Annotated in this window: 9 protein-coding genes; 8 read left to right on the top strand and 1 reads right to left on the bottom strand. The window is 68.9% G+C overall.

Going from position 1 to position 8,070, the window contains the following annotated elements; translation table 11 throughout:
* Nucleotides 1-33 precede the first annotated feature (33 nt).
* Genes frr through P2P98_RS18945 form a run of 6 tightly spaced genes read left to right on the top strand, consistent with a single transcriptional unit; the run spans nucleotide 34 to nucleotide 3,985 of the window.
* Nucleotides 34-588, top strand: coding sequence for a ribosome recycling factor (gene frr, locus P2P98_RS18970; RefSeq protein ID WP_058596098.1), 555 nt, complete (start codon nucleotides 34-36; stop codon nucleotides 586-588).
* A gap of 5 nt (nucleotides 589-593) precedes the next feature.
* A complete protein-coding gene (locus P2P98_RS18965) occupies nucleotides 594-1,646 on the top strand; it encodes a phosphatidate cytidylyltransferase (protein WP_275801835.1) in 1,053 nt (350 codons plus the stop codon).
* Nucleotides 1,643-2,218 carry a DivIVA domain-containing protein gene (locus P2P98_RS18960; RefSeq protein ID WP_275801834.1) on the top strand — a complete coding sequence of 192 codons (576 nt, stop codon included), beginning with the start codon at nucleotides 1,643-1,645 and terminating at the stop codon, nucleotides 2,216-2,218. The genes P2P98_RS18965 and P2P98_RS18960 overlap by 4 nt, the downstream gene beginning before the upstream one ends.
* A gap of 46 nt (nucleotides 2,219-2,264) precedes the next feature.
* Nucleotides 2,265-2,966: a transglycosylase SLT domain-containing protein gene (locus tag P2P98_RS18955; protein ID WP_275801833.1), complete on the top strand. Its 702-nt coding sequence runs from the start codon at nucleotides 2,265-2,267 to the stop codon at nucleotides 2,964-2,966.
* 9 nt (nucleotides 2,967-2,975) lie between these two features.
* Nucleotides 2,976-3,263: a hypothetical protein gene (locus tag P2P98_RS18950; protein WP_275801832.1), complete on the top strand. Its 288-nt coding sequence runs from the start codon at nucleotides 2,976-2,978 to the stop codon at nucleotides 3,261-3,263.
* Nucleotides 3,263-3,985 carry an alpha/beta fold hydrolase gene (locus P2P98_RS18945; protein ID WP_275801830.1) on the top strand — a complete coding sequence of 241 codons (723 nt, stop codon included), beginning with the start codon at nucleotides 3,263-3,265 and terminating at the stop codon, nucleotides 3,983-3,985. Before P2P98_RS18950 ends, P2P98_RS18945 begins: the two co-directional genes overlap by 1 nt.
* Before the next feature lie 6 nt (nucleotides 3,986-3,991).
* On the opposite strand, the gene P2P98_RS18940 is transcribed toward P2P98_RS18945, so the two are convergent.
* Nucleotides 3,992-5,065, bottom strand: a complete 1,074-nt coding sequence (locus tag P2P98_RS18940) for an AI-2E family transporter (protein ID WP_275801829.1) — start codon at nucleotides 5,063-5,065, stop codon at nucleotides 3,992-3,994.
* Between the two features lie 173 nt (nucleotides 5,066-5,238).
* On the opposite strand from P2P98_RS18940, the gene P2P98_RS18935 reads away from it, so the two are divergent.
* Nucleotides 5,239-7,119 (top strand): glycosyl transferase, encoded by a 1,881-nt coding sequence (locus P2P98_RS18935; protein ID WP_275801828.1) that lies wholly within the window; start codon nucleotides 5,239-5,241, stop codon nucleotides 7,117-7,119.
* The gene (locus tag P2P98_RS18930; protein WP_275801826.1) at nucleotides 7,116-8,057 is read left to right on the top strand and encodes a tetratricopeptide repeat protein; all 942 of its coding nucleotides are present in this window, start codon (nucleotides 7,116-7,118) and stop codon (nucleotides 8,055-8,057) included. The genes P2P98_RS18935 and P2P98_RS18930 overlap by 4 nt, the downstream gene beginning before the upstream one ends.
* The last annotated feature ends 13 nt before the right edge of the window (nucleotides 8,058-8,070 follow it).

Below are 8,070 nucleotides of genomic sequence, written 5' to 3'. Positions count from 1 at the left end.
ACTGAGACGTCAGTCCCAACGAATGGAGTCACCGTGATCGCCGATGTGCTCGCCGATGCCGGAACGCGCATGGATCGCGCCGTGGAGGCCGCCAAGGAGGACTTCGCGACCGTCCGCACCGGGCGCGCGAACCCCCAGATGTTCCAGAAGGTCCTGGTCGACTACTACGGCTCGCCGACGCCGCTCGCCCAGCTCGCCTCGCTGAACAACCCCGAGGCGCGCACGCTCGTCATCAACCCGTACGACAAGTCGGCGCTGAAGGCGATCGAGCAGGCCATCCGCGACATGCCGAACCTGGGCGTGAACCCCACGAACGACGGCAACATCGTGCGCATCACGATGCCCGAGCTCACCGAGGAGCGCCGTAAAGAGTACGTCAAGCTCGTCCGCGGCAAGGGCGAAGACGCGAAGGTCCAGATCCGCAACCTGCGCCGCAAGGCGAAGGACGACCTCGATGCCCTGAAGAGCGACGTCGGTGAGGACGAGCTGGTCCGCGCCGAGAAAGAGCTCGACGGCGTGACGCGCGCGCACGTCGACCAGATCGACGAGGCCCTCAAGCGCAAAGAGGCCGAACTCCTCGAGGTCTGACGTCGATGACCGATGAGTCCGAACGCGACGACGCCGAGCCGCACACCGGTGCGGCCGGTCGTCGTCGTGCCGACGGACCGCGCCGATCGCCTGCCACCGGCGAAGGCGTGACGGCGATCGAATCGCAGTTGCGCGCGATGCGATCGGATGCCGAGCAGCACATCGCCCAGGCCCGCGCCGAGTTCGATCAGGCCAACGAGCGGATCAAGCAGCGCACGGGCCGCGACCTGATCCTCGCAACCCTCATCGGCGTTTTGATCGGGGCGGTCGTCATTGCCTCGCTGATCTTCTTCAAGTGGCTGTTCGTCCTCTTTGCTGCGGCGGCCGTGGGGCTGGCGATCTTCGAGTTCTCGCGCGCCCTCCAGGCATCCGGCCGACGCGTCGACATCGGCCCGCAGCTCGGACTCGGTCTTCTGCTCCTGCTGAGCGGATTCTTCGCCGGACTGTGGGTGCACTGGGTCGCTGCGCTGGCTGCGGTCGTCATCGTCATCGTCTGGCGTCTGGTCGGCCAGATGTTCGCTCGCGACGGGCGCACGCGCGCCGCCGTGCTCGGCGATGTCCTCGTGGCGGGATTCATCCAGCTCTACCTTCCGTTCCTCGGCAGTTTCGCGACGATCCTGCTCTCGGAGGATCGGGGCGAGTGGTGGGTGCTCGCCTTCCTCATCGTGGCGGTCGTCTCCGACACCGGTGCCTATGTCTCGGGCTTGACCTTCGGACGCGGCGGACGCCATCCGATGGCACCGCGCATCAGCCCCAAGAAGACCTGGGAAGGCTTCGCGGGGGCGTGCGTCGCCGCTCTGGTCGCCGGTGTCCTCCTCGCGGCGTTCATGCTCCACATCCCGTGGTGGGCCGGGCTGATCTTCGGTGCCGTCGTGCTGGCGACCGCGACGGTCGGCGACCTCGGCGAGTCGATGGTCAAGCGCGACCTCGGCATCAAGGACATGAGCTCGTGGCTTCCGGGCCACGGTGGAGTCCTCGACCGCCTCGACTCGATCCTGCCGTCGGCGATCGCCGCCCTCGCGATGTTCTATCTGCTCGCCCCGCTGGGAGTGTCATGACCGAAACGACGACCGAAGACCGCCGCACGAGCGAGCCGTTCCCGGACGCTCCCGGCCGGACGAAGGGATACGAGAAGCGAGCCGTCGACCAGTTCCTCGCCCGCGCGCGAGAGGCCTTCGAGTCCGACGCAGACGGCACACTGCGCTCGACAGAGGTTCGAGCGATGGCGTTCCCGCTCGTCCGCGGCGGGTACGCCATCGGACCGGTCGATGCCGCGCTCGGACGGGTCGAAGACGCCTTCGCCGCGCGCGAGCGCGAACATGCGCTGTCTCGTCTGGGCGCGCGGGCGTGGGTGGCGGAGACCCGCGACACGGCTCAGGTCGTCCTCGACCGGCTTCAGCGGCCGCGCGGGCACCGGTTCGATCGCGTCGGCTTCATGCGTTACGGCTACCGCGTCGAAGAGGTCGACGTCGCCGCCGACCGCATCGCGCGATACCTCGCCACGGGTGACCCGATCACCGCGGAGCAGGTGCGTTCGGTGGCGTTCCGCATGGAACGCGGCGGTTATCGGGAGCAGCAGGTGGATGCCGTTCTCGACGCGGTCGTCGAAGTGATGCTCGCGATCGGTTGATGCGCACGTCGCCGCCCTTGCGCGGCATCGGTAGACTCGAGGAACTGTGACTTCCGGATCCGACCTCACACGTGCGTCTTCGCGCCACGTCTCGCGCCGTGGCGCGAACTCGGCCGACGTCATTCCCCCCGCCCTCCCTCGCCGCGGCGCCCCTCGGTGGTCTCGCCGCCGTGGTGTGGTCGGTGTCTTCGCCGGTTGCGCCGCGCTTCTCTTCGCGGCGGCCTACGTCGGCCCCATGGGGGCCGTGATATCGAGCGCGAAGGCCGAGGAGCCGAAGACGGTGACGCTCTTCGCCGAGGGGCTGAACGACACGCAGGTCGTCGCCACGTCGGGCGAGCGTGAATCGCCGCAGCTCGACCGTGCGAGCTACAACGTCTACGTCAAGCCGAAGCCGACGCCGACTCCCACTCCCTCCCCGGCAGACCAGGGGTCTTCGGGAGGCGGGGGTGGCCCGCTGTTCTACACGGGCGGCGGTGCGCCCGCCGAGTGGATGGCGGCCGCCGGCATCGCCGAGTCCGACATGGGCTACGTCGATTACATCGTGAGCCGCGAGAGCGGCTGGAACCCGAACGCGACGAACCGCTCCTCGGGGGCGTGTGGGCTCGTGCAAGCGCTGCCGTGCAGCAAGGTTCCCGGTAACGGGTACGACCCGGTCGACAACCTGCGGTGGGCGACCGGGTACGCGACGGGCCGCTACGGCAGCTGGGCCGGTGCGTACGCGTTCTGGACCAGCAACCACTGGTGGTGAGTGGCATCCATGCCCCGCTCACGCAAGCGCCGGCCGGATCCCCGTCGCGGCGATGACTCGCTCGACCGGTTGATCGCCGGCTGGAAGCGCAGCGAGATCAAGCGCGGTATCGAATGGACCGTTCAGCCCATCTCGGCCCCTCAGGCGCAGAAGGAGTATCGCTGCCCGGGATGCGGTCGGGCTGTCGAGCCGGGCGTGGCGCACGTGGTGGTGTGGCGCGCGGACGGTGTTCTCGGCGACGCGGCCGACCTGGCCGCGCGTCGCCACTGGCACACACCCTGTTGGAGGATTGCGTGATGGAGATTCGCGGACCCGTCCTGCTCCCGGCGCGACGAGAAGACATCGATCTGCAGACCGTCGACGGTCTCACCCTGGTGGGTGAGCTCGCCCTTCCGGCCGAGCGCGAGCCCGTCGCGACGCTCGTCACCCTGCACCCCCTGCCCACCGCGGGCGGGTTCATGGATTCGCACATCCTGCGTAAGGCGGCCGGCCGCCTCCCAGCGCTGGCGGACCTGGCGGTCCTGCGATTCAACACACGGGGGACGACCTCGCCTCGCGGCACGAGTGAGGGCTCGTTCGACGGGGGAGCGGCCGAGGCTTTCGACGTCGCCGCGGCCATGGACGTCGTCCGGGAGCGCGGGCTGCCGCGCCCCTGGCTCGTCGGTTGGTCGTTCGGCACGGAGCTCGCGTTGAAGTACGGACGCGACCACGACATCGAAGGCGTCATCCTGCTCTCTCCGCCCCTGCATCGCGCGACCGCCGAGGAGGTCGCCGCGTGGGGTGACGATAACCGTCGTGTGGTGGTGCTCGTGCCGGAGTTCGACGACTACCTGCGCCCCGACGAGGCTCGCGAGCGATTCGCGTCGATCCCGCACGCGACGCTCATCGCGGTGGACGGCGGCAAGCATCTCTGGGTCGGCGAGACGCAGACCCGCCGTGTCCTGACCGAGATCGTCGCCGCGGTGAACCCCGACGCGTTGCCGCTCGCCGTCGAATGGGACGACGACGTCACGGAGTGACCGTCGTCAGCGCTCGTTCTGGCGCGGGATGATGACCTCGCGATAGATGATCAGGATGCTGGCCGCCACAGGGATGGCGATCAGCGCGCCGAGCAGGTTCAGCAGCGCCCCGCCCGCGAGCGCCGCGATGACGACGACCGCTCCCGGGACCGACACCGCGCGGTTCATGATGCGCGGTGAGATGACGTAGGCCTCGATCTGCATGTACACGAGGTAGTAGATGAGGGCGATGAGGGCCATCGTCGGCGAGCCGAGACCGGGGATCAGACACGTGAGGACGATGATCGTCGATCCGGTCAGGGTTCCCACGAGCGGGATGAGCGAGAAGAAGAAGGCCACGACCGCGAGGACCGCCGGGAAGGGCGCGTTGATGATGCTCAGGAAGATCGCGCTCAGGATGCCGTTGATCACGCCCAGACTGACCTGGCCCATCACGTAGTACCCCACCGAATCCGTGATCTTCTCGGCCAGTTCGATGAAGCGGGCGCGCTTCGAGGCGGGAACCAGCTGGTAGACCGCCGACTTGAGCGACGGCGTGGATGCCGTGAAGTAGATCGTCAGGATCAGCACGATGAAGGCGCCACCGAGGCCCGCCGCGACCGCCCCGCCGATCGTCAAGAGGCTGTTGCCGACCATGGTCGAGATCGAGCCGACGTCGAGCGTCGAGAACCAGTGCTGGATGCCGGCCCACACCTGATCGAGCGGGAGCCATGGAAGCGTCGACGAGGCCCAGTCCTGCGCGCCGGAGACGATCTCGTTCCACCGACCGGGCCGGAGGAGCTCCTCGATCTGCGCGACGAGCTGGGCGATCTGGCTCACGATGATCGGGACGACCATCAGGATGATGCCCGCGAAGATGCCGAGCACACCGAGGATCGTCGCGAGGACGGCCGCCCAGCGCGGGAGCCCGCGCCGTTCGAGGAAGGAGACCACCGGGTCGAGGCCGAGCGAGAGGAACAGCGCGGTGCCCACGTAGAGGAGGATCGTCGACAGGTTCTCGACGCTGCCGATGAGCAGGAGCCCGACGCCGACACCGAGCGTCGCGAGCAGTGCTACCCGGAACGGGTTGTGGATCTTCATGCCGGGGACTCCCGCCTCCTGCGGCCGTGGCCGCGTCCTTTCCGCAAGGATACTGAGCGCGCGGCGGCGGGGCGCGTACGTTCCTCGCCGCGAACTTTCAGGAGTCCTCCGATAGTCTGAAACGTCGATTCTTCGGCGACCACCCGAGTCGCCGATTGGGGATGGTGCATAGCGTGAGATTCGTCTGGGCCGTGGTGGCGTTCATCATCGCCGCCGTCATGATCGGTGCGGGCATTGCCCAGCGCACCGTGTTCCAAGGGCCGGCGGAGACATCGCAGACGATCCAGACGGATCAGTCGACCGCCTACACGATGATCGACGGCGCGGTCCTCGGCAGCCTTCCGGGGGCGCAGACGCTGCGTGTCGAGGGCGCCTCGAACGTCTTCGTGTCGTACGGCCGCACCGAAGACATGCGCGCGTGGCTCTCGGACGCCGAGTACACCTCGGTCACGATGGGCGACCAGAACACCGTCGAGACCTCGGTCATCGAACCGACCGTGGAGCCCACGCCCGCGGATTCGACGACCGCGACGGATGCGACCGGGGGCACGGATGCCACGGGAACGGCCGGCACCACGACGGGAACGCAGACGGCCGGTGCGCGTTCGCCGGTCGGTTCCGACCTCTGGCTCGACGAGTTCGAGCAGACCGGCACCCTCACCCAGACCCTGCAGCTTCCCGCCGACATGAGCGTCCTCGTCGCCTCGGACGGGCAGGCGCCGGCCCCCTCCACCATCACGGTGACGTGGCCGGTCGACAACTCCACTCCGTGGGCGGGCCCGCTCATCGTGGGCGGGGGAGTCGTTCTGCTCATCGGCCTCGTGCTCTACGTCCTCGGCATCCGTCATGTCCGTCGCTCGCGGCGTCCCCGTCGCAAGGGGCTTCCGCTGCCGGTGACGGAACCCATTTCGATCGCCGACGCCGACGACAAAGGGGTGATCAGCGAGTCGACCCGCCGTCGGGGGAACGGCCGGACGCGCGGTGTGCTCGGGTCGGGTCGTCGCGCGCTCGTCGCTCTTCCCGCCCTCGGGGTGTCCGCCGCCCTCTTCGCGGGCTGCTCCGCCGACGCTTGGCCGCAGATCGCCGCGTCGGATTCGCCGAGCCCGTCCGCAACGGTCATCGTGCCCGAGGGGCAGTTCCCCCCGGCGGTGACCGAGGCGCAGGCGCAGCGCATCGTCTCGCGGATCTCGCAGACGGTCGCGCAGGCCGATGCGGCGATGGACGCCACCGCCGCGGAGACGCGCCTGACGGGTCCGGCGCTCGCCGAGCGCAAGACCAACTACACACTTCGTGCGGCCATCCCCGATCGTCCGGCGCTGCCCGCCATCCCCGCCGAGCCGGTGCAGATCACGCTTCCCCAGACCACGAACGCGTGGCCGCGTACCGTGATGACCGTCGTCGAGTCCGCGGACGCGAGCGCCCCCACGACGACCATCATGATGATGACGCAGGACAACCCCTGGTCGGAGTACCGGGCGTCCTACGTCGGCAACCTCGAGGCATCCACCAACCTGCCCGAACTCGCCGCACCGTACGTCGGCGCGACCCAGGTGCCGCCGGACTCCTCGTTCCTGGTGATGCCGCCGAACGAGCTCGCCACCGCTTACGCGGACCTCATCAACAACGGCCAGAACAGCGCGTCGTGGTCGAAGTTCGACACGGCCAACGACCTGCTCCTGCCGGCGATCGAGGACAACAAGAAGAAGCGCACCGACGAGCTCAACCAGACCGGAGCGGGCACGGCGGAGATCAGCTTCACGGCGTCGGCCGGTCCCACGGATCCGATCGCGCTCGCCACTCTCGACACCGGCGCGATCGTCGCTGTGAACGTCTACGAGAGCGACACGGCGAAGCCGACCAACGCGGACGCCGTCATCAAGCTCGACAACAACCCCGCGGTCAAGGCTCTCACCGGCGTCGACCAGTCGGCGACGGGCTTCACCACGACCTACTCCGACCAGATCTTCTTCTACGTCCCCAGCCAGGGGTCGGACGATCCGATCCGTCTCCTCGGCTACCGATCCAGCCTCCTCGAAGCGAAGGTGTCCCCGTGAGCACTCCCGCCCCCGGTTCCGTCATGCGCGGTGCGGTCGATCTGTCGTCGCTGCGCAACCGTCCCACGCCGCCCGCGTCGGGTGGCGCTCCCGCGCAGGCCGCGGATGCCACGACGGCGAAGCTGATCTTCGACGTCACCGATGCGACCTTCGGCGACGTGCTCGAGCTGTCGCGCACGGTTCCCGTTGTCGTCGACCTGTGGGCGGAGTGGTGCGGGCCCTGCAAGCAGCTCAGCCCCGTGCTCGAGAAGGTCGTGACCGAACTCGGCGGACGGGTCGTGCTCGCGAAAGTCGACGTCGATGCCAATCCTCAGCTCGCACAGGGCTTCCGCGCGCAATCGATCCCGATGGTGGTCGCCCTCGTCGCGGGCCAGCCGGTTCCCCTCTTCAACGGTGCCGTTCCCGAGCAGCAGGTGCGCGACGTCTTCGCGCAGCTCCTGCAGCTGGCGGCGCAGCACGGCGTGACCGGAACGGTGCCGACGGCGGACGGAGCCGCGGATGCCGACGAGCCCGCCGAGGCTCCGCTGCCGCCGCTGCACGCCGAGGCCTTCGCAGCGATCGAAGAAGGCGACTATCCGCGCGCCATCTCGGCGTACGAGCGCGCTCTCGCGGAGAACCCGCGCGACGCCGAGGCTGCCGCCGGTCTCGGGCAGGTTCGTCTTCTGAACCGGGTCCAGGGCGCAGACCTGCAGCAGGCACGCGCGGCTGCTGCTGCGGCTCCCACCGACGTCGAGGCGCAGTTCCTCGTCGCCGATCTCGATCTCGCCGGCGGCCACGTCGACGACGCGTTCGGACGCCTGCTCGACCTGTTCGCAACCCTTCCGGCGGAGGAGCGCGCTCCGGTGCGTGCGCGTCTCCTGGAGCTGTTCGGCATCGTCGGCGACGATGACGCGCGCGTCCTCCGCGCGCGCGGGCGCTTGGCATCCCTGCTCTTCTGACGCTCACGACGAA

The sequence above is a fragment of the Microbacterium sp. Kw_RZR3 genome (assembly GCF_029222405.1).
In the GTDB taxonomy this organism is placed as follows: Bacteria; Actinomycetota; Actinomycetes; order Actinomycetales; family Microbacteriaceae; genus Microbacterium.
This window is presented reverse-complemented; position numbering and strand designations above follow the sequence as displayed.

Coding starts and splice junctions, on each gene's coding strand:
- P2P98_RS18945 (WP_275801830.1), top strand. CDS start 3,263: ATGGAGATTCGCGGACCCGTCCTGCTCCCGGCGCGACGAGAAGACATC.
- P2P98_RS18950 (WP_275801832.1), top strand. CDS start 2,976: ATGCCCCGCTCACGCAAGCGCCGGCCGGATCCCCGTCGCGGCGATGAC.
- P2P98_RS18965 (WP_275801835.1), top strand. CDS start 594: ATGACCGATGAGTCCGAACGCGACGACGCCGAGCCGCACACCGGTGCG.
- P2P98_RS18960 (WP_275801834.1), top strand. CDS start 1,643: ATGACCGAAACGACGACCGAAGACCGCCGCACGAGCGAGCCGTTCCCG.
- P2P98_RS18940 (WP_275801829.1), bottom strand. CDS start 5,065: ATGAAGATCCACAACCCGTTCCGGGTAGCACTGCTCGCGACGCTCGGT.